The sequence below is a fragment of the Pseudocitrobacter corydidari genome (assembly GCF_021172065.1).
Lineage (GTDB): Bacteria > Pseudomonadota > Gammaproteobacteria > Enterobacterales > Enterobacteriaceae > Pseudocitrobacter > Pseudocitrobacter corydidari.
In genome coordinates, this window is record NZ_CP087880.1 from 1449377 (window position 1) to 1474092 (window position 24716).

At 54.7% G+C, this 24716-nt stretch carries 21 protein-coding genes; 7 read left to right on the forward strand and 14 right to left on the reverse strand.

Annotation, left to right across the window (positions count from 1 at the left end):
- Positions 1-30 precede the first annotated feature (30 nt).
- Positions 31-1989 (reverse strand): peptidase U32 family protein, encoded by a 1959-nt coding sequence (locus tag G163CM_RS06720; RefSeq protein ID WP_231828339.1) that lies wholly within the window; start codon positions 1987-1989, stop codon positions 31-33.
- 189 nt (positions 1990-2178) lie between these two features.
- Positions 2179-2760: a helix-turn-helix domain-containing protein gene (locus G163CM_RS06725; protein ID WP_231827332.1), complete on the reverse strand. Its 582-nt coding sequence runs from the start codon at positions 2758-2760 to the stop codon at positions 2179-2181.
- A 135-nt stretch (positions 2761-2895) separates the two neighbouring features.
- Here G163CM_RS06725 and G163CM_RS06730 point away from each other — a divergent pair, with 135 nt between their 5' ends.
- On the forward strand, positions 2896-4062 hold the full coding sequence (locus G163CM_RS06730) for a benzoate/H(+) symporter BenE family transporter (RefSeq protein ID WP_231827333.1): 1167 nt from the start codon (positions 2896-2898) through the stop codon (positions 4060-4062).
- Here the strand turns inward: G163CM_RS06730 and G163CM_RS06735 are convergent.
- On the reverse strand, positions 4042-4914 hold the full coding sequence (locus tag G163CM_RS06735) for a helix-turn-helix domain-containing protein (RefSeq protein WP_231827334.1): 873 nt from the start codon (positions 4912-4914) through the stop codon (positions 4042-4044). The two genes, G163CM_RS06730 and G163CM_RS06735, sit on opposite strands and share 21 nt — an antisense overlap.
- A gap of 182 nt (positions 4915-5096) precedes the next feature.
- On the opposite strand from G163CM_RS06735, the gene G163CM_RS06740 reads away from it, so the two are divergent.
- Complete coding sequence (locus G163CM_RS06740) at positions 5097-6005, forward strand: DMT family transporter (RefSeq protein ID WP_231827335.1); 909 nt, start codon at positions 5097-5099, stop codon at positions 6003-6005.
- A 33-nt stretch (positions 6006-6038) separates the two neighbouring features.
- On the opposite strand, the gene G163CM_RS06745 is transcribed toward G163CM_RS06740, so the two are convergent.
- The 3 genes from G163CM_RS06745 to tehA form a co-directional block, all read right to left on the reverse strand.
- The gene (locus tag G163CM_RS06745) at positions 6039-6707 is read right to left on the reverse strand and encodes a DUF3313 domain-containing protein (RefSeq protein WP_231827336.1); all 669 of its coding nucleotides are present in this window, start codon (positions 6705-6707) and stop codon (positions 6039-6041) included.
- Positions 6708-6903: 196 nt separating this feature from the next.
- Positions 6904-7500, reverse strand: a complete 597-nt coding sequence (tehB, locus tag G163CM_RS06750) for a tellurite resistance methyltransferase TehB (RefSeq protein ID WP_231828340.1) — start codon at positions 7498-7500, stop codon at positions 6904-6906.
- Between the two features lie 2 nt (positions 7501-7502).
- A complete protein-coding gene (gene tehA / locus G163CM_RS06755; protein WP_231827337.1) occupies positions 7503-8501 on the reverse strand; it encodes a dicarboxylate transporter/tellurite-resistance protein TehA in 999 nt (332 codons plus the stop codon).
- A 112-nt stretch (positions 8502-8613) separates the two neighbouring features.
- Between tehA and ydcK the strand changes: the two genes are divergently transcribed.
- Positions 8614-9594: a YdcK family protein gene (gene ydcK / locus G163CM_RS06760; RefSeq protein WP_231827338.1), complete on the forward strand. Its 981-nt coding sequence runs from the start codon at positions 8614-8616 to the stop codon at positions 9592-9594.
- Here ydcK and rimL read toward each other — a convergent pair.
- The 5 genes from rimL to hglS all read right to left on the reverse strand — a co-directional run bounded on the left by rimL (position 9586) and on the right by hglS (position 16035).
- The gene (gene rimL / locus G163CM_RS06765) at positions 9586-10137 is read right to left on the reverse strand and encodes a 50S ribosomal protein L7/L12-serine acetyltransferase (protein WP_231827339.1); all 552 of its coding nucleotides are present in this window, start codon (positions 10135-10137) and stop codon (positions 9586-9588) included. The genes ydcK and rimL overlap by 9 nt on opposite strands.
- A 68-nt stretch (positions 10138-10205) precedes the next feature.
- Positions 10206-11861, reverse strand: a complete 1656-nt coding sequence (locus tag G163CM_RS06770; RefSeq protein WP_231827340.1) for a glucan biosynthesis protein D — start codon at positions 11859-11861, stop codon at positions 10206-10208.
- 183 nt (positions 11862-12044) lie between these two features.
- Positions 12045-12995: a GlxA family transcriptional regulator gene (locus G163CM_RS06775; RefSeq protein ID WP_231827341.1), complete on the reverse strand. Its 951-nt coding sequence runs from the start codon at positions 12993-12995 to the stop codon at positions 12045-12047.
- Between the two features lie 147 nt (positions 12996-13142).
- Entirely contained in the window at positions 13143-14651 is a 1509-nt protein-coding gene (locus tag G163CM_RS06780; RefSeq protein WP_231827342.1) for a carboxylesterase/lipase family protein, read from the reverse strand.
- 40 nt (positions 14652-14691) lie between these two features.
- Positions 14692-16035 carry a 2-oxoadipate dioxygenase/decarboxylase HglS gene (gene hglS, locus G163CM_RS06785; protein WP_231827343.1) on the reverse strand — a complete coding sequence of 448 codons (1344 nt, stop codon included), beginning with the start codon at positions 16033-16035 and terminating at the stop codon, positions 14692-14694.
- 218 nt (positions 16036-16253) lie between these two features.
- Here hglS and pcaH point away from each other — a divergent pair, with 218 nt between their 5' ends.
- The 4 genes from pcaH (at position 16254) to G163CM_RS06805 (ending at position 21377) form a co-directional block, all read left to right on the forward strand.
- Positions 16254-16994, forward strand: a complete 741-nt coding sequence (gene pcaH, locus G163CM_RS06790) for a protocatechuate 3,4-dioxygenase subunit beta (RefSeq protein ID WP_015964528.1) — start codon at positions 16254-16256, stop codon at positions 16992-16994.
- Positions 16991-17611, forward strand: coding sequence for a protocatechuate 3,4-dioxygenase subunit alpha (pcaG, locus tag G163CM_RS06795; protein WP_231827344.1), 621 nt, complete (start codon positions 16991-16993; stop codon positions 17609-17611). The genes pcaH and pcaG overlap by 4 nt, the downstream gene beginning before the upstream one ends.
- A gap of 178 nt (positions 17612-17789) precedes the next feature.
- Positions 17790-18713, forward strand: a complete 924-nt coding sequence (locus tag G163CM_RS06800; protein ID WP_231827345.1) for a LysR substrate-binding domain-containing protein — start codon at positions 17790-17792, stop codon at positions 18711-18713.
- Between the two features lie 285 nt (positions 18714-18998).
- Positions 18999-21377, forward strand: a complete 2379-nt coding sequence (locus G163CM_RS06805; protein ID WP_231827346.1) for a glucose/quinate/shikimate family membrane-bound PQQ-dependent dehydrogenase — start codon at positions 18999-19001, stop codon at positions 21375-21377.
- 38 nt (positions 21378-21415) lie between these two features.
- On the opposite strand, the gene G163CM_RS06810 is transcribed toward G163CM_RS06805, so the two are convergent.
- The 3 genes from G163CM_RS06810 to G163CM_RS06820 form a co-directional block, all read right to left on the reverse strand.
- Positions 21416-23092, reverse strand: coding sequence for a methyl-accepting chemotaxis protein (locus G163CM_RS06810; RefSeq protein ID WP_231827347.1), 1677 nt, complete (start codon positions 23090-23092; stop codon positions 21416-21418).
- A 151-nt stretch (positions 23093-23243) separates the two neighbouring features.
- Positions 23244-24362, reverse strand: coding sequence for an S-(hydroxymethyl)glutathione dehydrogenase/class III alcohol dehydrogenase (locus tag G163CM_RS06815; RefSeq protein ID WP_231827348.1), 1119 nt, complete (start codon positions 24360-24362; stop codon positions 23244-23246).
- A 24-nt stretch (positions 24363-24386) separates the two neighbouring features.
- Positions 24387-24662: a metal/formaldehyde-sensitive transcriptional repressor gene (locus G163CM_RS06820; protein ID WP_015964534.1), complete on the reverse strand. Its 276-nt coding sequence runs from the start codon at positions 24660-24662 to the stop codon at positions 24387-24389.
- Between the last annotated feature and the right edge of the window lie 54 nt (positions 24663-24716).

A 24716-nucleotide genomic window follows, 5' to 3' on the forward strand; every position in this document is an offset into this window, starting at 1 on the left:
CCCCTCTCCATATCGGAGAGGGGTTAGCTTTTACTTACGCTTAGGCAACGTCTTCAGCAGCTCATCCGGGCTGACCGACGCCACTATGCTTCCCGGCAGTGGCATCTTCAGGACGTGATTCTTCATTTTCCCGATCACATGCATTTCACACGGGCGACAATCAAACTTCAGCGTCAATACTTCATCACCGTGAACCAGCTGCATCGGCGTGGCGCGCCAGCTCTTAATGGAGCCTTTGGCCTGTTTCGGGCACAAATTAAAGGCAAAGCGCAGACAGTGTTTGGTGATCATCACCGGCACATCGCCCTTCTCTTCATGCGCTTCATACGCCGCATCGATAAGCTTCACGCCAAAGGTCTGATAGAACTCGCGCGCTTTGTGGTTGTAGACGTTTGCCAGGAAGCTAAGATGCGTTTCCGGATAGACCGGCGCTGGCGTACTGACCGGTTTACGGCTGCCACGTTGATACGCCGCCAGGCGCGCCGTTTCCAGCATCTCCACGGTTTCACGACGCAACTGATTCAGCACGCTGTTTGGGACAAACAACGCTTCCGCTAACTGCACGTCGGTGCGGCGCGGGTAATAACAGGTCTGGCCCAGTTTGGCGATGCCGTCCTGCAACTGACTCAGCGCTTTTTCCGCATTGTTGGCCGGGGCGAATTCACCATCCAGCGTATGGGTCACGCTGACGCCATCTTCGCTGGTCATGGTCAGCACCAGTTGCTCCTGCCAACCCGACAGTTCAACGTCCACGCCAATGCGGCGTTCGCTGGATGTTTTCAGCAGCGCCTGCTGCCAGTTATGGTCAAGGTTACGGTTGAGGACGTGATTCGGACGCACCTTATGCAGATCGGCCGGCATTTCGTTTGGCCAGACACGATAGCGATTTTCACCGGTCTTCTCGACCGTATTCGCACGGAAGCCCACTACTTCGCGTTTAATCAGCACGTTCAGGCCATCACCGTTGGCTAATGGTTCGGTCACTTCCACATCCAGGTGATCTTTGCTGACTTTCAGCACTTCACCGACCGGAAGACCGACGAACTTCGGCGAATCAAAGGCACCGATGTCACCTTTACGCGCGTTAACGAAATAATCCGTGCTGCCGCGATGGAATGTTTTATCGGTGGACGGAATAAAGAAATGCTCCGTACGCCCCGCAGAAGCGCGCGCCAGGTCGCCGCGTTCTTCAATAATCGCATCGAGCATCTGGCGATAATGGGCGGTGATATTTTTCACGTAGCTCATGTCTTTGTATCGCCCTTCAATTTTGAAGGAGCGGACACCCGCATCAATCAACGCGCCAAGGTTGGCGGTTTGATCGTTATCTTTCATCGACAGCAGATGTTTTTCGAACGCCACCACGCGGCCCTGATCGTCCTTCAGGGTATACGGCAGACGACAGGCCTGTGAGCAATCGCCACGGTTCGCGCTGCGCCCGGTCTGGGCGTGGGAGATATTGCACTGGCCGGAATAGGCCACACACAGCGCGCCATGAATAAAGAATTCGATGGTCGCATCGGTGCTTTCATGGATTGCCTGAATCTGTTGCAGGTTCAGCTCGCGCGCCAGAACGATCTGACTGAAGCCCACTTCAGAAAGGAATTTTGCTTTCTCAACGCTGCGGATATCGCACTGCGTACTGGCGTGCAGCTCAATCGGCGGAATATCTAACTGCAGTATGCCCATATCCTGCACAATCAATGCATCCACGCCGGTCTCGTAGAGATCGGTAATCAGCTTCTGCGCGGGCGCCAGCTCATCATCATGAAGAATGGTATTAAGCGTGATAAAAATCTTCGCACCGTAGCGATGGGCGAAAGGCACCAGTTCGGCAATATCACTCAGGCTGTTGCTGGCATTATGGCGAGCACCAAAGCCAGGGCCGCCGATATAAACCGCGTCCGCACCGTGAAGAATGGCTTCGCGGGCAATCGCCGTATCTCGGGCCGGGCTCAGTAATTCAAGATGATGGTTTTGCAGGCGCATACAGTCGTTATTATCCGTTGGGGTCAAAATGGCGGCTATTGTAGTCAGTTCCTGGCGCAGACCAAACACTTTTCCACCACCTCTGCGCGGTCAATTTCTCTTTTCCGGCAAAGTATCGAAGAATTAACTATTTCCGCGCACACACCGGGCCGATTACAGTGACTGCGTATTCCGGATTTCCTCGTCACGTTATTGATGATTTCTGTCTCTATGACGCACCGCAAGCTCGCTTGCGGTTTTTTCTTTTGGGTAGTGAATCAACGAATGAAAATGCGCGGGCTGGTCGCTGCTGTTGCGATAAGCATGCGCTTCGTCACCGGCAAAACGTAACCCTTCTCCTGGCGTCAGGCTGCGCCACACACCCGCCACGCGCATATCGAGCGTACCGCTAATGGCAACGACGTGCTCAATGACGCCCTTTTCATGCGGCGTCGATTCGCTTAACGCGCCGGGGGCCAGCACGATAGAAAAGTGGTCAAAGCACAGTTCCGGGTCCCACGGAAAAACAGGCGTAACGACCATCGCCCGCTGCTGCGGATCAAACGCGCCGGGCACCTCAACCTGCGGAGGCGTGATAAAAACTGAAAACGGTACATTCAAGCCAGTGGCGATTTTCCACAACGTCGCCACCGTCGGGCTGGATTCATTACGCTCGATTTGCCCCAGCATCGCTTTAGACACGCCCGTCTCTTCCGCCAGCCGCGACAGGCTCCACTCGCGCTGCTGGCGCAGGGATTTCAGTGTGGCTGACAGATGTTGTGCAATATTCATATCACCTCTCCAGTGCAGAAACGGCTTTATTATATCAAAGGTTTACTGATCACCCTGTGATAATCATCATGACTTGTGCGCTATAACGCTCAATGCTACAGTGTTTTTGGACGTTATAACGCACAAGAGGTTTGCATGTTCACTCGTTTCTGTCCCTTCCCGACGTTGCTGGCGGGGTTTGTCGCCGTGCTGGTGGGCTACGCCAGCTCAGCCGCTATCATCTGGCAGGCCGCTGCCGCTGCGGGGGCAAACGCTTCGCAAATTGCCGGATGGATGACGGCGTTAGGGCTGGCGATGGGGATCAGCACGCTGGCGCTGACGCTCTGGAAAAAAGCGCCCATTTTAACGGCCTGGTCGACGCCAGGCGCAGCGTTACTGGTGGGCGGCTTACAGGGCGCAACGCTCAACGAGGCGGTGGGGATTTTTATCTTCGCTAACGCGCTGATTGTATTGTGCGGCGTGACCGGATTATTTGCCCGGTTAATGAAATTAATTCCACATTCGCTGGCGGCGGCGATGCTGGCGGGGATCTTACTGCGTTTTGGCCTACAGGCGTTTTCCAGCCTGCAAAATCACCTCGTCTTGAGCGGCAGCATGCTGGTAGCCTGGCTTCTCTGTAAAGCTTTTGCCCCGCGTTATGCGGTGGTCGCCGCGCTGGTCGTGGGAAGCCTCGCGGCCTGGATGAGCGGTGAGGTTCAGCGCAATACGCTCTCTTTCGCCCTCGTTGCGCCTGAATTTATCTCACCTCATTTTTCCCCCGCGCTGCTGCTAAGCGTCGGAGTCCCCTTTTTTCTGGTCACCATGGCCTCACAGAACGCGCCGGGATTTGCCACATTGCAGGCTTCGGGCTATCACATTCCCGCCTCCCCGCTGATCGTCTTTACCGGGGGGCTGGCGTTGCTGTTCGCGCCGTTCGGCGTGTATTCCGTCTGTATCGCCGCGATTACCGCGGCTATTTGCCAAAGCCCGGACGCGCATCCACAAGCCGCGCAACGCTGGCGGGCCGCTGCGGCTGCCGGGGTGTTTTACCTGTTGGCCGGTCTATTTGGCGGGTCGATAACGGCGTTGATGGCGTCGCTTCCCACCGCCTGGATTGAGATGCTGGCAGGGCTGGCGCTGCTCGGAACCCTGAGCGGCAGCCTGTATCAGGCGCTGCAACAGGCGAATGAGCGTGATGCCGCCATGGTCACCTTTTTGGTCACCGCCAGCGGGCTGACGCTCGCCGGCGTCGGTTCGGCTTTCTGGGGATTGATACTCGGTGGCGCAAGTTACGCCGTGTTATCACAGGTGCGCCGCGCGTAGCTGCGATGGCGTAACGCCCTGCACGCGCTTAAAACGATTACTGAAATGGCTGGCCGAGCTAAACCCGCAGGCCAGCGCGATGTCGGTCAGCGGCAACGCGGTCGTTCGCACCAGTTGTTCAGCATGATCCATGCGTCGTTGCATCACATACTGGTGCGGCGCCAGGCCGGTTGACTGACGAAACATTCGCGCAAAATGGTATTCACTGAGTGCGGCCTGTGCTGCCAATTCGGCAAGCGTCAGCGGTTGCGACAGATTAGCGTCAATCCACGCCAGCACATTGCGCAACACCGACGGTGCCAGGCCACCCGTCACCGCAGGCAGTCGCCACTGAACGGAGGCGTAATTCTGAATAAGATGTGTCAGCAGCAGTGTACTGGCGCTGCTCAATGCCAGCTGATTCGCAGGTTGCTGCCAGTCACAGCTCAGCAGGAACTGACGATAAAGCGCGGTGATTTTCGCGTCATCGGCAAAGGATTTTTCATCAAGCTGAATAGCCGTCGGGCTTCGGTCCCAGATCTGTTCGCCAATGTGTTTCAGATGGCGATCGGTGCAATAGAGGTGAACAAAAGAGAGGTCGCCGCGAATATCCCACGTCGATTCACAGGCCTGCGGCATCAGGCAAAAGCGGTCCGGTCCGCCGCCATTTTTCCAGCCGTGCGGTGTTTTCTGATAACTTTCATAGCCATCCGCTACATAAAGACTCAGCGTATGATGATCGCTTTCAACGGTGACAGTGTCACAATTATTGTACCAGGCCGCAAGCTGGATACCTGAATTAAGCACAACTGTGTCGCGCAGCACGGCGTTCTGACTTTGCAGGCGTTCCAGAGTAGCGTAGGAATGGGTCATTAGCGGTCTGTTTCACAGTAATTCATAGACCTAGTCTATGTAGCGACGCGCCTGATTGCCAGAGTTGTTCGACTCTGCTCACAAAAAATCCGCAAGAATTTGCAAGTCAGTGGCAAGGCGCTGCAAGCGTCACCCAGCAAGACGCGTCAAACTGCGTTTTTCTGGGTTATTGAGGAACGCGCATGAACGCACTGCTCTACATACTGGTTGTCGCCATCTGGGGCACGACGTGGATCGCCATTTTTTTACAACAGGGCCCGGTACCGGCTACCGTGTCTATCTTCTGGCGCTTCGCGATTGCCAGCATCACCATGTTGACCATTCTGCTTTTAACGCGCCGTTTGCGCAGTCTGGCCTTACGCGACCATCTTTTCTGCATCCTGCAAGGCTGCTGTGTGTTCGGCTTTAATTTCTGGTGTTTTTACACCGCCGCAAGCTGGATTAACACCGGGCTGGAATCGGTGATTTTCTCTATGGCGGTGCTGTTTAACGCCATCAACAGTTTCCTCTTTTTCCGCCAGACGCCGCCGGGGCGCTTTTACCTTGCCGCACTGCTGGGGCTGGCGGGGATTATCACCCTGTTCTGGGACGATCTTCAGCTCTCCGGGCTCAGCAGTACGATGCTGCCAGGCATTCTGTTGAGCGCGCTTGGCACGTATGGCTTCTCGCTGGGAAATATGCTCAGCATCCGCCACCAGCGACGCGGCCTGGAAACGCTCACCACCAATAGCTGGGCGATGCTCTACGGCACACTGATTATCGGGCTAATCGCCCTGCTGCGCGGTGATAACTTTACGCCACAGTGGACTTTCAGCTATCTTGGCGCCCTTTTCTACCTGGCGATTTTCGGCTCGGTGATTGCCTTTGGCGCTTACTTCACTCTGGTCGGCAGAATTGGCGCCAGCAACGCGGCGTACAGTACGCTGCTGTTTCCGCTGGTCGCACTGACGCTCTCTACCATTTACGAAGGTTATCAGTGGCATGCCAACGCCATTATCGGGCTGGTGCTGATTTTGGTGGGAAATCTGGTGATGTTTGCGCGGGTGCCTGCGGGGTTTATCAAGCCGCGCCTGAAAATGAAACGAGCGTAAAAAACTGGGTGGCTTACGCCACCCAATTTTCGATTACTTCATTGCCGGGTCGAATTTAACGGCATCCACCGCCATATCGTCGATGGTCTTTTTCAGGGTTTGCAGCGTCATTGGGGTATTCTCATTGTTGAGATCTTTCCCTTCGCCTTTACGCACCACTTTCACCACCGGTTTATTGGTTGCCGCATCGATCAACTCACCTTCAAAGAAGAGATGGGTGTCCATAGTACGGTGACCGGTCGCCATTTGGGTACCGGCAACCACTAACGCAATTGGCACCACTTCGTAGAACTGGAGCCCTTCATTGCTGGAATCGACGGCGGTAATTGCACCACGGAAGATCAGGCTACGTGGCCCAGGGGTGGCAACGATTTTTTTATGCTGTGAGACAGCCTGCTTAATCTGTTGATCGGTGTAGTTACGAATATCATCCAGCGCCTTTTGACCAATCTGGGTGCTCGGTTTAGGCGTTGGATAATAGACCACAGGGTTATAAACAATACTGTCGTAATTTTTGGGATTGTAATTAGGATCCACCCAGCGCAGGGTCGGCTTGCCCGTTGCGGAGGTGGTTTCCTGCAAATTCGAATAATCTTTTAAAAAACCGGAATACTGCGTAGGTTCCGCGACTTTTGACGCACAACCAGACAGAGCAATCACGCCGGCAAGGGCCGCAACTTTGAAGAACGTATGAGTACGCATGGGGTTGTTCCTGATAGAGGTACGATTTCAAAAGAGTTATAGCAAAGGAATGAACAGCCTGTTGTTGCAAAAATGGTTGTTGCTCGCAATTTATAGAAAAAAAATAATTAGTTAGCAGGCGAATAAAAAAATTACCGGCATAATTATTAGCCGGTAATTTGTGATATGAAAAAGTGAATAGTGGAACTTTTAGCTGTTATGCCGTTTTTTGCGCCAGCATTGTGGCAAAACGCAGTTTAATGCGATTGCCATTGGCATCAGTGCGATGCAGTTCACCTGGATTCTCGTTGTATTTTAGGAAATTCCAACCTGCATAGTAGTGACGTAACTCCCCGGCTTTAAACGCAAAAGGGAAACCCACGGTACAAGGATAATCTTCAGTATCCATCGCCGCGACAATCAGGTTATATCCGCCAGGCTTAGTGCAACGCTGCATATTCGCAATCAAGCCAGGGATCGTTTCCGGCTGCAGGAACATCAACACAACGGTAGAAAGAATAAAATCGTATTCCCCTTCAAAGCTCAGCGCATTGAGATCTTTAATCGCCGATTGCAAATTCTCCAGCCCTTCTTCACGGCGGATGGATTCCAGATTATTGATGCTTGCCGGATTCTTATCCCATGCCGTAACGTCAAAACCATTTGCCGCGAGATAGAGCGCGTTACGCCCGTTACCGCAGCCGAGATCCAACGTTTTGCCAGGCGTAATCACTTTCGCCGCCTCCAGCACCTCGGAGTGCGTGCGGGTCAGGCCATATTTTTCGCTAAAGTAGTTTTCATCACGAATCGTCATCATCAATCCTTACTTTTCTCTAAGACAGTACGTTCGACACGAACCAGCAGTTTCCCCTGAAGCAGTAATACCAGCGTGCGTATCAATAACAGGCCAATAATAAAATTGGTAAAGATAAACATCGGCAGCGCCAGGTGATGGTAGAAGCCGACGCCACTGGCATGGCCCAGATGCAGCGCCGTCGTGGCAAGCGCAGAGATACCAAACGAGAAGCTCCAGAACGACGCATTAAAGGCCTGACGCAGATACCAGGGCATGAGGCGCAGCATAAACAGCAGTTGCAGCAGGCCATAACCAAACAGCATTTTGGCGAAGACATCAGCATGCCCGCCGTTGACGCTCAGCCATGCGCTACAGGCCACCAACGCCGGGGCAAGTTGAATTCCCAGTGAAGTACGCAGCGGCATTGGCAATTCGCCACCGCTACGCAGGCGCTGAACGATAGCCGGTTCGAGCGTGATCCATGAAATTACGCCCGCCCCCAGAAACGCCAGCCCGGCGTCGTTAAAACCCAGCGCGCCGCAGGCCATGGTGCTGATAAAATTATTCGCCACGGTCGGTAAATAGAGCCCCGGCGTGGTGGCGCCTTCGGGATGTTCTCCGCGCCATAGCCCCGCCGTTTGCCAGGCGGCATACCCCAGTTGCAGCGTTACCCCTACGGCAAACAGCACCAGCGCAATCGGCCTGTCCCACGGCGTGACGCCAATAGACACCAGCATTGTTGTCGCCGGGAACAGGCTGACAAAGCTGCTGGCTATCGGATGACGCATTTCTTCAACGACGCTGTGTGGAAAACGAATCGTGCGGCTGATAAACGCCAGCGCCAGCAGGCTCCACATCACGATTGCCAGAATCACCAGACCATCGCCAATCGTCCGGCTTACCGACCAAATCGTGCTGGCATAGCGCCAGGCAAACCCCATCCCGATGGTCCCCAACACCATGCCAAAATAGCCAGCGGGTAAATTCAACACCTTGCTCTCACACTTCGAATTCTTCATTTTGTTTATATTATCAACTAATTTTGAAGATGCATTTTAAAGTAATCTTTAAACGCCCGCTACCTGCAATATTTGCTACGTTTATCTTAGTGCGAAGCAATGAGAATAACCGATGAAAAAATACCGTCTTAGCGAACAGACCCGCACGCACCCGTTTACGGAAAATGGCGATAAACGCAACGTTGTAGTGCGGCAAATCATTGCCCTGCGTGACTTTGCCGATGTCACCGCAGGCAGCGCGGGCGGTTGGGTAGACGACGAAAATGCACTAAGTCAGCAAGGCGATTGCTGGATCTACGATGAAAACAGCGTGGTTTTTGCCGGCGCGCATGTTGAAGGAAACGCCCGCCTGACGCAGCCTTGCGAAGTCAGCCATCATGCGCATATCCGGGGAGATGCCTGGATCGATTGCAGTAAAATCAGTCATTACGCCCGGATAAGTGACAACGTCACCGTACAGGCATCCATCGTGCGCGGATATTGTCACCTGTTTGGCAACGCGCGCATTTTACACCATAGCCAGGTCATTGCCGCCCAGGGGCTGACGCCTGATAACGATCAAGTGCTTCAGATTTACGACCACGCGACGGTGAGCCGCTCGCGAATTGTTCACCAGGCACAAATTTATGGTGAAGCGATTGTGAATCATGCTTTTGTTGAACATCGGGCGGAGATTTTTGAACGCGCCCTGCTGGAAGGCAACGAAGAAAATGATGTCTGGGTTTGCGACTGCGCGAAAGTGTATGGCAACGCACGGGTGGTAGCCGGGGCCGGAGAAGACGCCATCCCCACCCTGCGGTACAGCTCGCAGGTGGCTGAAAACGCGGTCATTGAAGGCAATTGTCTGTTGAAACATCACGTGCGCGTCGGCGGTCACGCCTGGCTTCAGGGCGGCCCGATTCTGCTTGACGATAACGTATTGATTTACGGGCATGCCCGTATTCGCGGCGATGTGGTGATCGAGCATCATGTTGAGATTGAAGGTGATGCCGTCGTCGAAGCCTTTGGCGATGACGTCATTCACTTACGCGGACGCGCAGTGATTCGCGGCGAGCAGCGTATTACGCGCACGCCGCTGTTGGGATCACTGTGACGCGTTGTCGATAATCCGCGCGTAGATATTCTGATCGTAATAAACGCCGTTGAGAAATTCCGCCTGCTTCAGGCAGCCTTCGAGGCTAAAACCGTTACGTAAGGCCACCTGATTGCTGCGCGCGTTATCCACGCGGCATTTAATGACGAAGCGTCGGACTTCACCGCTTTGTACAAAGTAGTCAATAAACGCCTGTAACGAGGCGGAAAGTATGCCTTTGCCTTGCGCAGACTCATCCAGCCAGTAACCGATATAACCGGTCTTGTTGGTCGGTTCAATCTGATTAAATGACAGCACGCCCACCAACGCGTCATGCTCCAAAATCATAAACATTTTCACGATGCCGCGCTGATGCAGCATCATATTACCCAGCACATGCTGGTGCGTATCCTGCTCGCGGGTGACTAACAGCGGCCAGTTCATTGACGCAGAAAGCCAGTCTCTGTTTTTGATAACCAACTGATGCAGCGCCGGAACGTGGCTTTCATCGACCGCATGGAGGCTCAACGTAGAGCTAACCGGGATAATCTCCTGCGAAGACATGGTATTTCCTCAATAAAAAAGCCGGATGGCGCTTCGCTTATCCGGCCTACAGGTTACAGTTTGCCCGATTACTTCATCACGCGGTCGTCAACGTACTGACGTTTATCCGGCGCGGGCGGGAAGTATTGATACAGCCAGGTTTCACTGATGGCATCGCCTTGACAGCGCAGGAACAAGCGCATATCAACCGGGTCGGTTGAATCGGAGGTCGGATACCAGTCAAAGAGAATGCGGTAGCCGTCGAACGGTTCCACGTAGAGGATCTCAATTTGTTTGGCTTCCCCGCTGGAGAGCGTAATGACCGGCTCGATACCTTTCGGCGCGGCCGCTTTCAAATCGCCGCCAACGAAATCGATAGCAAAACGACGCGACCATTTTTCCGGGTAATGTTCGCCCGGCGCCCAGCCTTCCGGGAAGCTGCCCATCCCGGTACGGGTTGCCATCACGCGCGCCAGCGGTGAACGCACCGGCGGCATCGCGCTCCAGTAGAGGCGGTAGCTGAAGTTAAGCGTATCGCCCGCCTTCACCGGTTTTTCCGGCTGCCAGAAGCAAACAATGTTATCCAGCGTTTCACCGGTGGTCGGGATTTCCATCAAACTGACGGCCCCTTTACCCCATTGATTACGCGGCTCAACCCACAGGCTCGGGCGCTTGTTGTACCAGCCCATAACGTCCTGATAGTGCGTGAAATCGCGATCCAGTTGCAACAAACCAAAGCCTTTCGGGTTTTTATCCTGATAGGCGTTGAACTGCAGTTTCTGCGGGTTATTCAGCGGACGGCAAATCCACTCGCCGTTGCCCAACCACATCGCCAGACGATCGGAATCGTGAATTTGTGGATGAATGGTGTCGCAGACGCGGCGTTCGTTATTGCCGCAGCTGAACATACTGGTCATCGGCGCGATACCCAGCTGTTTAATATCTTTACGCGCATAGATATGGTTTTCGACGTCCATGATCACCTGGCTTTCCGCACAGTTAATGATGAACTTATACGCACCGGTCACGCTTGGGCTGTCGAGCAGCGCGTAAACCGTAAAGACGGTTGCCCCTGGTTTCACCGTCTCGAACCAGAACGAGGTGAAATCCGGGAACTCTTCCAGGCTGTCGGTGTAGGTGTCCACCGCCAGTCCTCGGGCGGACAATCCGTACTGATAGGTGCTGTCGACCGCGCGGAAATAGCTCGCGCCAAGGAAAGAGACGATATCGCGACGCGCCAGCTCCGGCGCTTTAAAGGCACGGAACCCGGCGAAGCCGAGATCGGTCTGCCCTTCCAGCTGTTTGGTATCAACGCCCGTGTCGGTGTATTTAAACAGCTCCGGGCGGAAATGCACTTCGCGCGCCTGCTGCGTCGCGGCGTCTACGGAGAACATCCGCACGCGGCGGCGGAACCCCATCCCGACGTGGAAGAACTGGATGTCTAACTGGCGATCGTCAACGTTGTTCCACAGGGAGTGCGCCGCGTCGTATTGAATGCTGTTGTAGGCCTGCGGCGTCATGTTCGCCAGCGTTTCCGGCAGCGGACGCGGTGCGCCGCCCCAGGGCTGACGGGAGAGATCGTGCGCCATAGACTGCAGCACGGAAAAGTCGAAACGACGGGTCTGGCCGTCCGCGATATCCGACTCCTGCGCTAACGCAGCCTGAGAAAAAAGGGAAGCTACACCGGATGTCCCGCACACGGCGGCAACAGCCATTGATGATTTAAGAAAGTGTCTGCGGTTCATGCCTGAGAAAGCGTCCTTTTTAAGAGAAGAATGCGGTAAACGGTTACGTCGTTAAGTCCGACCACTCTAGACAAAATCGATTAATAATCCAATTGTTGGCGCGATAATTTGTTCCGACTGGCGCAAAAAGATTCTGTCGAGGGGAAGAGACTGAATAAGGTGTAAATTTGTGTATAAAAAACGTTATTTACCGCGAAACATCTTGCGCCACTCGCTCGGGCTTACGCCAAAACGTTGTTTAAATCCCTGACGATAGGAAACCGGTGAGTTAAACCCTGACAAACTGGCGATCATTTCCACGCTATGGTCTGTTGATTCCAGCAACGTCTGGCTGTAGCGCAGACGTTCAACCTGCAACCATTCCACCGGCGATACACCCGTTGCGCGAGTGAAGTTGCGGGTGAAAGTACGCCGCGCCATCGAAACGAAATTCGCCAGCGAGTCAACATCGTGTGGTTTATCAAGATGTCCGCGCAGGTAGTCCAGCAAGGCATTAATTCGGCTATCTTTGGTGTTTTTCGGCACGGAGCACTCAATAAACTGGGCCTGACCACCCTCGCGATACGGGGGGATCACCATGCGGCGGGCGACTTTATTGGCCACGGCGCTGCCATAATATTTACGCAGCACATAGAGGCAGCAATCGATCCCGGCAGCCGTACCGGCGGAGGTGATCAGATGGTCGTCATCCACGTAGAGAGAGTTGGTATCGAGCTGTACGCAGGGGAAACGCGCCGTAAAATCCGCTTCAAATTCCCAGTGCGTTGAGGCCCGGTGATTATCCAGAAGCCCGGCGTAGGCAAGCACATACGTCCCAAGACAAAGCCCAACAATATCCGCGCCTCGCAGGCGGGCTGCCAGCAAGGCGTTGAGCAGCGCAACGGAGGGTTTCTCTTCGGGATGCGCCCAGAATGGGATAATCACAATGTCGGCATCATTAAGCGCGTCGAGCCCGTGTTCGACGGATACTGACATGCCCGATTTCGAGGGGATTGTTCCCGGATTTTCGGCGCAAACCACATAACGAAACAGGGCCTCGCCAGGCAGGATTTGGCTAAAAATAATCTCCGGTACGCAGAGGTGAAACGGGCTGAACCCTTCGGTGGCGATTACGGCCACCAACGGCGCTGACATAAACAACTCCTTTAAGGCTATCTGTCCTGGCATTTGCAGGACGGCAGATAGAGAAAAGCCCCGAGTGATTTTTCAATCAACCCGAGGCCCCCTATATGCTAGTCACATGTAGATTGCCTCTTACAGACCGCAAGGTCAATACACCGCTCAATCCAGTGTCACATGATGCTTCATTACCCGCTTAAACAGCGCCAGCCGCGCACGCATAAAACGGTTCTCCACTTTAAAACCCGCGTGCTTATTCAGACCAATTCGCAGTAGCCGATCGCGGCCCTGGACCGATGCGGGCCAGCGAGTGGGGCCATTGAGTACAGTGCAGGTTTTACTGGCATGATGCGCAAAATTCACCCAGTAATCGGCCACCTGTGCCGCAAAGGCTCTGTCTCGCTCATTGACGTAAAATCGGGCAGGTTCTGCCAGCGTCAGGGTATCGAAAACATAAGGCACTTCGTTGCCGTGCCACGCGCCATTGGTGTAAGTGGCGTGTTCCGCTTCGGTCACATAATCAAACCAGTAGCGCCAGCAGGGTTGATTCACCCGCTGTTGCGCCTGCATCACCACATAGCCCAGTGTGGTAAAGGCCATATCCCGGCACACCTGACGCCCGAGTTCTTCATCGCCCTTCACACCCGGATAAAGCAGTTTAATGAGTCCCAGCCCCAGACGCCGGGTTCGCCTGAGTTTTTCTATCTCACCGGCAAGATCAACACCAAACACCGCCATCACGCTGGCTTCGTCGCTGTTCGAACCAATCAACACCGGCATGGCATGCTGTTTCCCGGCAAAAAAGACGTCCAGCATGGGCTGTGGCAGGACCGCGTCGCCGGCGATGGGCGTTGGGCCAATATTGAGCGGTGCTTCGAGCGGCCAGAACTTTTCCGGCGGGATCGCGCGTAGCTGGTCCGCGCTGGCATTCTCCAGACCAAAGTGCGCCGCCAGCTGTACGCCCTTCTCCAGCGCCTTTTCGCGTGGGGTATCGGGAAGCGTATAGCCGCTTTGGATCACCGCTTTGTGAAACAGCTCCGCCGCTTTTGGCGACGTCATCATTGACAGCACGCTGCGCGCGCCCGCCGACTCGCCAAATAACGTGACATTATTGCTGTCACCGCCAAATGCGGCGATGTTCTCCTGAACCCAGCGTAGCGCGGCGATTTGATCCATCAGGGCAAAATTATTCAGCGGTTCGTTGTCTTCCCCTTCAAGGGCAGGATGAGCAAAAAAGCCCAGATGCCCGAGCCGATAGTTAACCGTCACCACCACCACATTTCGTTGCGCCAGCGCTTTGCCGTCGTACGGCGGCAGACCACCCGCCCCAATGGTGTACCCACCACCGTGCAGCCACACCATCACGGGTAAAGGCGCTGAACGCGCGGCTGGCGACCAGACATTCAGATAGAGACAATCTTCCGAGAAGCGCCCCGGATCGCCGCCGCCCAGTTCGCGGCAGTAGTCGATATTCTGCCAGCAGGAAGCAGAGAAAGTATCGGCCTGACGCACGCCAGTCCATGGTTGAACCGGCTGCGGCGCGCGCCAGCGTAAAGCACCGACGGGCGGTTGCGCGAAGGGAATGCCTCGCCAGAGGTGGATATTCTCATCAACGAGGCCAAGAAGTGTGCCCTGGCGGGTTTCCGCCAGCGGCGTTGAGGGGTTGTGCATCGATTCCGTCCTTTATCAATCTCCCTCAAGATTACCTGTTTCAGAGCAGACCGCAACGCCGTTTACTGCGCACTTCCGCCTGCTCGTAAAGCGTAAATTCATCCAGCACCGGGCAGCCCAGCGCCTGTTCAAAGGCATCGCGGCTGGCGTTTCCGTGATGCCGCGACGAATTGCCGTTTCCAAGATTGGACTGAAAAATCCCCGCCGCGCTGACCGGCAGGAAATCTTCATAAATTATCGGCTGCGCAATCACCCAACCGCGCTCAATTAACGGCTGCGGATCGTCACCGGGATGAAATGCCTGACGGTGCGCTTCCCCGGCCGGCGTCAGACGATACCGGAACCAGGCGAGCCCCTGCTGGCGAAGCAGAAATTCGCTATCCGGGAACGCCTTGAACACATCCTGTAAATGCAGTTGATGGGTCAGGTTATCGCTACCGACGCCTGCCTCATTGAGCAGTTTGTCATACAGCGCCCGCCCTTTTTGCGTTAACGCGATGCCCCGCTGCTCAATTTCACCGAACCGCGCGGTATGTGTTCCCTGCCCGTCACCGGCAAATTTCACTGGCTCTTCCAGCGCCTTAAAACTGGTTTGACGCAATAACAACGGCACATCACGGCGAGGCGGGCCTTCAATCACCGCTTTCGGCTCGATTCCGTATTCCGCCATCAGCGCCTGTACACGGTCGATATCCAGCGTGCGCGGCGTGAGATGGTTGATGTGGCAACCGGGGAAACAGACCACATCGGCAATTAACCGATGCTGCTGATGCAGCGCCTGGTAGGTCTCGCGATCGACCGTCGCCGACTGATGCCAGCGAAAGGTTTCCAGCGCTTGCTGGACAAACTCCTGCGCCTGTGCCGCCGTAAACTCGCCCCGCTCTTCATGTAGCGCAATCAGTTCACGACAGCGCGGGGTAAAAATATCACGCTGCTGTAAAATCTCAGCGGCACGCTGCCTGAGCGCGGGATCGTCAATTAATTCAAGGCGTAAGAGCGAGGTAAACACGCGAAATGGATTGCGCGACAACGCCGCATCATCCACCGGACGAAATGCCGTGGAGTGCACCGGCACGCCTGCCTGAGAGAGATCGTAATAGCTAACCGGGTACATCCCCATAATGGCGAACATGCGCCGCAGCATCGACAGCTCCTCAGCCGTGCCGAGGCGTATCGCCCCATGACGCTCAACGTTAAGCCGCGCCAGTTCATCCGCATTCACCATCTGTTCATGCAGGCGCGTGTTATTTTCCAGTACCGCCAGATTCACGTCTGCGACCAGCTCCAGCAATGTGCCGTACTGCGGCACTTCCTGCTGATACATTGCCGACATCGCCTGCGAAAAATCTTCCCGAATCTCATCTGCCGTGATGCTTTGCGCCATGATGTCATGCCTCCAGTGAATATATTCTGGAGTGTAGAAAAGCTCACGACGCTGCGTGGCAAGAATTTGGAAAGTGTGATCGGTATGACGCTGTAAGCGAAACGGAGAGATATAACCTGAAGTTATTAAATAAACACCTTAAATTCACTTTAAATTAACATTGAATTTACACACACTCATTGTGGCGACAAAAACAACACCCTACACGGAGCCACCCTATGAGCACGAAATGGTCACCGCAAGAAGTTATCCATCGCGACTATAACAGTCACCCGCCCGCGTTTGCGCCGGGCTACAAAACCAGCGTGCTGCGCTCGCCGCGTAATGCGCTTATTTCCCTGCAAAACTCGCTGTCGGAAATCACCGGGCCGGTGTTTTCAAGTGACGATCTTGGCCCTCAGGATAACGATTTGATCCTGAACTATGCCAAAGACGGCCTGCCGATTGGCGAACGCATCATCGTTCACGGTTATGTGCGTGACGGGTTTGGCCGCCCGATGAAAAACACGCTGGTTGAAGTGTGGCAGGCCAACGCAGGTGGCCGCTATCGCCATAAAAAAGATCAGTATCTGGCGCCTATCGACCCCAATTTTGGCGGCTGCGGCCGCGTGCTGACGGATGAAAACGGCTACTACTTCTTCCGTACCATCAAGCCAGGCCCGTATCCGTGGCGTAATCAGGCGAGCGACTGGCGTCCTTCGCATATTCACTTTTCGCTGTCAGGCGATGCCTTTGCGCAACGTCTGGTGACGCAGATGTATTTCGAAGGCGACCCGCTGATTAAGCAGTGCCCTATCGTCAAAACCATCAATAATGATGATGCCATCCGCACGCTGATTGCCGAGCTGGATACACATGCCGCGATCCCGCTGGATTGTCTGGCGTATCGTTTTGATCTGGTGTTGCGCGGCCAACGTGCCACGCTGTTTGAAAACCGCACTCAGGGGGCTGCGCGATGAAAGAGTATTTACAGGAAACGGCCTCACAGACGGCGGGCCCATACGTCCACATTGGCCTCGCGCCTGATGCCGCCGGGTTCCACATTTTCGAGAAAAACTTTGGCCCGGTACTGGTCAATAGCCATACTCAGGGCGAGCGCATCACCATTGAAGGGCGTGTACTGGATGGTTCAGGCACGCCGGTACGTGATGTCCTGCTGGAGATCTGGCAGGCTAACGCCAACGGGCGCTATAACCACCCGGCAGACAGACAGGAAGGCAAAGCGCTGGATGCCGATTTCCGTGGCTGGGGGCGCGCCTGCTCGGATTTTGATAGCGGCATCTGGCGCTTTGAAACCATCAAACCCGGCCCGGTGGTAGGCCGCGATGGCCGCATGATGGCACCGCACGTTAATCTGTGGATAGCCGCGCGCGGCATCAATATTGGCCTGAATACGCGGATGTACTTTGACGACGAACAGGCTGCGAATCAGACCGATCCGGTACTGAATCTGATTGAGTGGGAAGTTCGCCGCCAGACGCTTATCGCCCAAAAAGAGACGCGCGGTAATGAGACTGTGTACCGTTTTGATATCTATCTACAGGGTGATAAGGAAACCGTCTTTTTCGATCTTTAATTCCCCAGTGCCCGGCATCGCTGCGTTTGCCGGGCTTTCTTTTCCCATCAATCCCTGCGCTGTGTCAGATATTTCTTGTAACTCAATTAGATCAAATGTTAATAATAATTTGCTATCAAGTTATCAAATTTAAACAGTATTACTTGTCACTCTTATCGATCTGTTCTTAACATCGCGTATGGAAAAAAATGCTCTCTTTAGTCAGCGCATTCGTCTGCGCCACCTGCACACTTTCGTTGCCGTCGCCCAACAAGGAACTCTGGGGCGCGCGGCTGAAACCCTTAATCTCAGCCAGCCCGCGTTATCCAAAACGCTCAATGAACTGGAGCAACTGACCGGCACGCGCTTATTCGAGCGTGGGCGTCTCGGCGCACAGCTGACCCTTGTCGGCGAGCAGTTTCTTACCCACGCAGTGAAAGTTCTGGATGCGCTAAATACCGCAGGCCAGGCGTTAACCCGCAAAGAAGGCAGCCATCACGATGTCGTCCGCATCGGCGCGCTACCTACTGCTGCGCTGGGGATCCTGCCGATGGTGCTGGGGCAATTTCACCAGCAGCAGCATGATGTCACATTGCAGGTCGCGACCATGAATAACACCATGCTGCTGGCGGCGCTGAAATCCGGGGATATTGATTTTGGTATTGGCAGAATGTCCGATCCGGAACTGATGACCGGCTTAACCTATGAGCTGCTGTTTCTGGAATCGCTCAAACTGGTAGTGCGCCCGGACCATCCTCTTCTGCATGAAAATATCACCCTGAGCCGCGTGATGGAGTGGCCTGTTGTTGTCTCTCCGAAAGGGACCGTTCCCCGACAAAATGCGGAAACGCTGCTGCAAAGTCAGGGCTGTAAAATGCCTGCGGGCTGCATTGAAACACTGTCGGCTTCGCTCTCCCGCCAGTTAACCGTAGATTACAACTACGTCTGGTTTGTGCCGTCTGGCGCGGTCAGAGACGACCTGCGACGCGGTGCGTTAACCTCACTTCCCATCGCGACTCAAGGCCAGGGCGAGCCCATTGGTGTGCTAACTCGCGTGGATAGCCCGCTTTCCAGCGGCGCGCAGACGCTGCTGGCAGCCATTCGCAAATCAATGCCAGGTTAACCTTTCGCATTCCGGCCCTCTCCGTCATGGAGAGGGTGGCTACCGCTTTACCTCAGATCACGCCACCATAGATCAATTAATGCGAAATCATTTATTAACAATTGCGCAATGCGATTTAACAGATCTATTATAGCCATACATTAACCAAATGGTTCATTCGTAATCCATATGAGTATCGGATGAACACCAATAACAAGCAGCACGCTTTCATTTAAAACAACACCCCCTCTATGTGTGATTCATTTGGTTCACTCATTCGGGTTTGGCTGTCATCAGGAGAACAGTATGGCAACGGGCATTTCACTCAAAGGACTCCCCCGGGTCCTTAAATGGCTTCTCGCCGGACTGATGTTTATCATCGGTCTGGCCGTGGGAGCGCTGGGCATTAAACTCGCTACCGTGGGGGGAACCTGGTTCTTCGCGCTGATGGGACTGGTGATGATTGTCGCTTCGGCGCTGATCGCACGTAATCGCCGCAGCGGGATAGCGCTGTATGCACTGGCATTTATTGTTGCGCTGATTTGGTCCGTCAGCGATGCAGGCTGGGATTTCTGGCCACTCTTTTCACGCCTGTTCACCTTTGGGGTGCTGGCATTCCTTTGCGCCATTATCTGGCCGTTCCTGTCCGTATCGCCGCACGCGAAGAAAGGCCCTGCATTTGGGCTGGCGGCTGTCATCGCCGTGGTATTACTGGCAAGCCTGGGGGGAATGTTCAAAACCCATACCCTGGTGAGCGCAGATGAAGAGGTTCCGGTTAAACCGGTGACCGCAGGCGAGCAGCAGAAGAACTGGACACACTGGGGGAATACCACTCACGGCGACCGCTTTGCTGCACTGGATCAAATCAACAAGCAGAACGTCGATAAGCTCCAGGTAGCGTGGGTGGCGCACACCGGAGATATTCCGGTCAGTAATGGTTCCGGCGCAGAAGATCAGAACACCCCACTACAGGTAGGCGACACGCTGTTCGTCTGTACGCCATACAGTAAAGTGCTGGCGCTGGATGTCGACAGCGGTAAAGAGAAGTGGCGTTATGATTCGAAAGCCACGGCACCCAACTGGCAGCGTTGCCGCGGTTTAGGTTATTACGAAGAGTCGCAAAAAGTCACGACAGCAGAAAATAACAGTGCGCCCGCCGCCTGTCCGCGTCGTCTGTTCCTGCCAACCACCGACGCGCGCCTTATCGCCATCAATGCTGATACCGGTAAACCGTGCGCCGATTTTGGTGATAAAGGCGTGGTTGATCTGAGCGTCGGGATGGGCGAAATCAAGCCAGGTTATTATCAGCAAACCTCAACACCGCTGGTAGCCGGGAATGTGGTAGTGCTGGGCGGTCGCGTGGCCGATAACTTCTCCACCGATGAACCGCCGGGCGTGGTGCGTGCTTATGACGTGCACACCGGTAAACTGGCATGGGCGTGGGATCCGGGTAACCCGAATATTACCGGGCTGCCACCGGAAGGCCAAACCTACACGCGCGGCACGCCAAACGTGTGGTCTGCGATGTCGTATGACGCCAAACTGAATCTGGTCTACTTACCGACCGGTAATGCGACGCCAGATTTCTGGGCGGGTGAACGTACGGCGCTGGATGATAAATACAGCTCGTCGATTGTTGCCGTTGATGCCACGACCGGGAAAGTGCGCTGGCATTATCAAACCACGCACCACGATCTGTGGGATTTCGACCTGCCTTCTCAGCCATTGCTGACCGATTTGCCTGACGGCAAAGGCGGTACCACGCCGGTGCTGGTACAAACCAGCAAGCAGGGTATGATCTTCATGCTTAACCGCGAAACCGGCGAGCCGGTGGCGAAAGTCGAAGAACGCCCGGTTCCAGCGGGTAATGTTAAAGGCGAACGTTATTCCCCTACTCAGCCGTATTCCGTCGGTATGCCGATGATTGGCAACGAAACGCTGAAAGAATCAGATATGTGGGGCGCAACGCCAATCGATTTGCTGCTGTGCCGTATTCAGTTTAAAGAGATGCGCCATCAGGGCATTTTCACCCCTCCGGGCGAAGATCGTTCACTGCAATACCCCGGCTCGCTGGGCGGCATGAACTGGGGCAGCGTCTCCGTTGACCCGAACAACAGCCTGATGTTCGTTAACGATATGCGCCTCGGCCTGGCGAACTATATGGTACCGCGTGCGAAAGTGGCGAAAGATGCCAGCGGTATCGAAATGGGGATTGTCCCGATGGAAGGCACACCGTATGGCGCAATGCGCGAGCGCTTCCTGTCGCCGCTGGGTATTCCGTGCCAGAAACCGCCGTTTGGTACGATGTCAGCGGTCGATCTGAAATCAGGCAAAATCGTCTGGCAGGTACCGGTTGGTACGGTGGAAGACACCGGCCCGTTGGGTATCCGCATGCATATGCCGATTCCTATCGGGATGCCGACGCTGGGCGCGTCAATGACGACACAATCTGGTCTGCTGTTCTTCGCCGGTACGCAGGATTTCTATCTGCGCGCCTTTGATACAGCAACCGGGAAAGAAGTCTGGAAAGACCGACTGCCTGTAGGCAGCCAGTCTGGCCCGATGACTTATGTGTCGCCGAAAACCGGCAAACAGTACATCATTATCAACGCAGGCGGTGCGCGTCAGTCGCCGGATCGTGGTGATTACATCATTGCGTACGCCCTGCCGGACGCACAAAAGTAACTCTCCGTGTCGGGTGATTTCTCACCCGACCTTTTAAGCTAAAACGATTCCCAGCTATCGCCGCCTGCCACGGCTAACGTCGGCGCGGTAGCCGGGACGTTTTCTTTCTTCACGCCGTTGTGCGAAGGAATACGAAACGTCCCTACCGCTTCGGTTAATCGTGCCGCCTGCGCCTCCAGCGAAGCCGCCGCTGCCGATGCTTCCTCCACCAGCGAGGCATTCTGCTGAGTGACGTTATCCATCTCGGTAATCGCCTGACTGACCTGCAAAATTCCGCGACTCTGTTCATCAGACGCCGCCGCAATTTCCAGCATGATGTCCGTCACGCGTTTCACCGCATCAACAATTTCCGTCATCGTTGCCCCGGCGTTCACCACTTCATCCGAACCGCGCTCAATCAGGGTGACAGATTCAGAAATCAGCCCTTCAATCTCCTTTGCCGCCTGCGCGCTGCGACTGGCGAGCGTACGTACTTCGCTGGCAACCACCGCGAATCCACGCCCCTGCTCACCGGCACGGGCCGCTTCCACCGCCGCGTTAAGAGCCAGAATATTGGTCTGGAAGGCAATACTATTAATTACCGCGGTAATTTCGGAAATCTTCTTCGAACTGGTGGAAATATTGCCCATTGTCGCGACCACGCCAGTGACCAGTTGCCCGCCACGCGTCGCTTTCCCGGAGGCATCTTCCGCCAGTTTGCTGGCGTGGTGGGCGTTATCGGCGTTTTGTTTCACTGTTGCGGTGAGCTCTTCCATGCTGGCAGCGGTCTGTTCAATGGCAGCTGCCTGTTGCTCGGTCCGCGCTGAGAGATCCGTATTCCCCACGGAGATTTCGCTGGTTCCACGATAGATTTCCTCAGCCCCCTGACGTACCGTGCCCACCGTCTGCACCAGCGCATGCTGCATCCTTTGCAGGTTAAAGCTGAGCTGGCCGATTTCGCTGCGCCCGACGGATTCATCCGGCTGGGTAAGATCGCCGCTGGCGATTTGCGCGATACGCTGCCCGGCATGTTGTAAGGGGTTGATGACAATCCGGCGCAGCACCACAAAAGTAATAATGGTAAGCACCAGCGCCAGCACAAAGGCCGCCGCCATAAACATCAACCCCAGCCGGGTACGCTCAAGCGATTGCTCAGTAAGGTGATTGGCTCTGTCGGTGCGAATCTGAATCACTTTCAGCAGTACCGCGTTATAGCGATCGTCCAGCGGTTTCGCCTGTTCGTTTTCATGATTGATGATCGCTTCAAACATGCCATTTTTAGCGTATTTCAGCATCGGCTTCAGGCCATCAATATAGGCGGTAAAGCGGGCGGTAAGCTCTTTATCCAGCGCACTATCTGCTGCCGTTTTCACCCGACGCTCACGATATTGAGTAAACGCCGCCTGCGACTGCTGCATGCGGGATTCCGCGTTCGCGATATTGCGCTTCATCTCATCCATTTCGGCAATCCGGCTCGCCGCACCGGCGTGGATTAACTCAATACGCGTTGTGCGCAAATGGTTAGAACTGTTTGATAAGCCCATCCGCACCTGCAATTCTTCGGTGACATCTTTTTGATCCTGTTCCGCCTGCAACAGGAAATAACCCGCCAGCCCGGAGCTTAAGGCAAACAGCAGAATGATGCCGCCGAGAATAGCGGAGAAAAGCGGTACTAAACGAATATGGTGCAGGAAACTGAGTTTTTGGGTCTGGTGTTGTGTTTTAGTCTTGTCCATGCCAATCGACTCTCTTCAGGTAAGCGGCGTACAAACACGCCCGTAAGATTGTCATCGGCAAGTCAGAGGATTTGATTATGGCTAAAAGCGCAAGGTGGGTCACAATTTGGCGTAAAAAACGTCCTCCCCCGACGGGAGAGGACGCCTGGGATTACGCGTCGCCGAAATGAATAACTGTACGAATGGATTTCCCTTCGTGCATCAGGTCAAACGCTTCGTTGATTTGCTCCAGCGGCAGACGGTGTGTAATGAACGGATCAAGCTGAATTTTGCCCGCCATGGCATCTTCCACCATACCCGGCAACTGGGAACGGCCTTTTACGCCGCCAAAGGCAGAACCACGCCATACGCGGCCGGTCACCAACTGGAACGGACGGGTTTTGATCTCCTGACCTGCACCCGCAACGCCGATGATGACGCTTTCGCCCCAACCTTTATGGCAACATTCCAGCGCGGCACGCATGACGTCGACGTTACCGATACATTCAAAGCTAAAATCAACGCCACCGTCTGTCATTTCGACAATGACATCCTGAACCGGTTTATCGAAATCCTTCGGGTTAATGAAATCGGTCGCGCCCATCTCTTTCGCCAGCTTGAATTTCTCCGGGTTGGTATCAATGGCCAGAATACGCCCGGCTTTCGCCTGTACCGCCCCCTGAATCGCCGCCAGGCCGATGCCGCCCAGACCGAAGATCGCAACGGTATCGCCCTCTTTAACTTTTGCGGTGTTATGCACCGCGCCGATACCGGTAGTGACGCCGCAACCCAACAGACAAACTTTGTCGAGCGGTGCCTGCGGGTTCACTTTCGCCAGTGAAATCTCGGCACACACGGTGTATTCGCTGAACGTACTGGTGCCCATGTAGTGGAAAATCGGTTCACCGTTATAGGAGAAACGGGTGGTGCCATCCGGCATCAACCCTTTCCCCTGGGTGGCGCGAACGGCCTGACAAAGGTTCGTTTTACCAGACTTACAGAACTTACACTCCCCACATTCGGCGGTATAAAGCGGAATAACGTGGTCGCCCGGTTTCAGACTGGTAACGCCTTCGCCCACTTCAACAACGATGCCGCCGCCTTCATGACCCAGCACCGCCGGGAACACGCCTTCCGGATCATCGCCGGATAAGGTAAATGCATCGGTATGGCAAACCCCGGTATGGGTGATTTTTACCAGTACTTCGCCTTTTTTCGGCGGCGCGACATCGATTTCAACAATTTTCAGCGGTTGACCTGGGCCAAACGCGACAGCTGCACGTGATTTCATAGCGGTCTCTTCCTTTATGATGTTTTATTTTAGATAAGATCGTAGCAGATGACCGACTTCAGCCATGCGCACGGCGCGCTGATCGGGCGTCGTTTCGCCGCTCACCAGTTCGTCTTTAAGGTGCATTTCGACCAGTTCACCCATCAGGCCATTGGCGGCCCCGCGAATTGAGGCTATCTGTTGCAGAATAGTCAGGCACGGCTCGCCGGATTCCAGCGCGCGTTCAAGAGCATCAACCTGCCCTTTAATGCGGCGTACCCGGGTCAGCGCCCGTTTTTTATCGTCAGGGGAATGCGGCATACGCCCTCCATTAGTATAGGGGGGTATACTATCATTGATATGATATAGATGTAA

Coding starts and splice junctions, on each gene's coding strand:
- G163CM_RS06805 (WP_231827346.1), top strand. CDS start 18,999: ATGGCAACGGGCATTTCACTCAAAGGACTCCCCCGGGTCCTTAAATGG.
- G163CM_RS06775 (WP_231827341.1), bottom strand. CDS start 12,995: ATGTCAGCGCCGTTGGTGGCCGTAATCGCCACCGAAGGGTTCAGCCCG.
- G163CM_RS06740 (WP_231827335.1), top strand. CDS start 5,097: ATGAACGCACTGCTCTACATACTGGTTGTCGCCATCTGGGGCACGACG.
- G163CM_RS06780 (WP_231827342.1), bottom strand. CDS start 14,651: ATGCACAACCCCTCAACGCCGCTGGCGGAAACCCGCCAGGGCACACTT.
- G163CM_RS06810 (WP_231827347.1), bottom strand. CDS start 23,092: ATGGACAAGACTAAAACACAACACCAGACCCAAAAACTCAGTTTCCTG.
- tehB (WP_231828340.1), bottom strand. CDS start 7,500: ATGACGATTCGTGATGAAAACTACTTTAGCGAAAAATATGGCCTGACC.
- G163CM_RS06735 (WP_231827334.1), bottom strand. CDS start 4,914: ATGACCCATTCCTACGCTACTCTGGAACGCCTGCAAAGTCAGAACGCC.
- G163CM_RS06720 (WP_231828339.1), bottom strand. CDS start 1,989: ATGCGCCTGCAAAACCATCATCTTGAATTACTGAGCCCGGCCCGAGAT.
- G163CM_RS06745 (WP_231827336.1), bottom strand. CDS start 6,707: ATGCGTACTCATACGTTCTTCAAAGTTGCGGCCCTTGCCGGCGTGATT.
- G163CM_RS06730 (WP_231827333.1), top strand. CDS start 2,896: ATGTTCACTCGTTTCTGTCCCTTCCCGACGTTGCTGGCGGGGTTTGTC.
- G163CM_RS06820 (WP_015964534.1), bottom strand. CDS start 24,662: ATGCCGCATTCCCCTGACGATAAAAAACGGGCGCTGACCCGGGTACGC.
- G163CM_RS06815 (WP_231827348.1), bottom strand. CDS start 24,362: ATGAAATCACGTGCAGCTGTCGCGTTTGGCCCAGGTCAACCGCTGAAA.
- G163CM_RS06725 (WP_231827332.1), bottom strand. CDS start 2,760: ATGAATATTGCACAACATCTGTCAGCCACACTGAAATCCCTGCGCCAG.
- tehA (WP_231827337.1), bottom strand. CDS start 8,501: ATGAAGAATTCGAAGTGTGAGAGCAAGGTGTTGAATTTACCCGCTGGC.
- pcaG (WP_231827344.1), top strand. CDS start 16,991: ATGAAAGAGTATTTACAGGAAACGGCCTCACAGACGGCGGGCCCATAC.
- G163CM_RS06800 (WP_231827345.1), top strand. CDS start 17,790: ATGGAAAAAAATGCTCTCTTTAGTCAGCGCATTCGTCTGCGCCACCTG.
- G163CM_RS06770 (WP_231827340.1), bottom strand. CDS start 11,861: ATGAACCGCAGACACTTTCTTAAATCATCAATGGCTGTTGCCGCCGTG.
- ydcK (WP_231827338.1), top strand. CDS start 8,614: ATGAAAAAATACCGTCTTAGCGAACAGACCCGCACGCACCCGTTTACG.
- rimL (WP_231827339.1), bottom strand. CDS start 10,137: ATGTCTTCGCAGGAGATTATCCCGGTTAGCTCTACGTTGAGCCTCCAT.
- pcaH (WP_015964528.1), top strand. CDS start 16,254: ATGAGCACGAAATGGTCACCGCAAGAAGTTATCCATCGCGACTATAAC.
- hglS (WP_231827343.1), bottom strand. CDS start 16,035: ATGGCGCAAAGCATCACGGCAGATGAGATTCGGGAAGATTTTTCGCAG.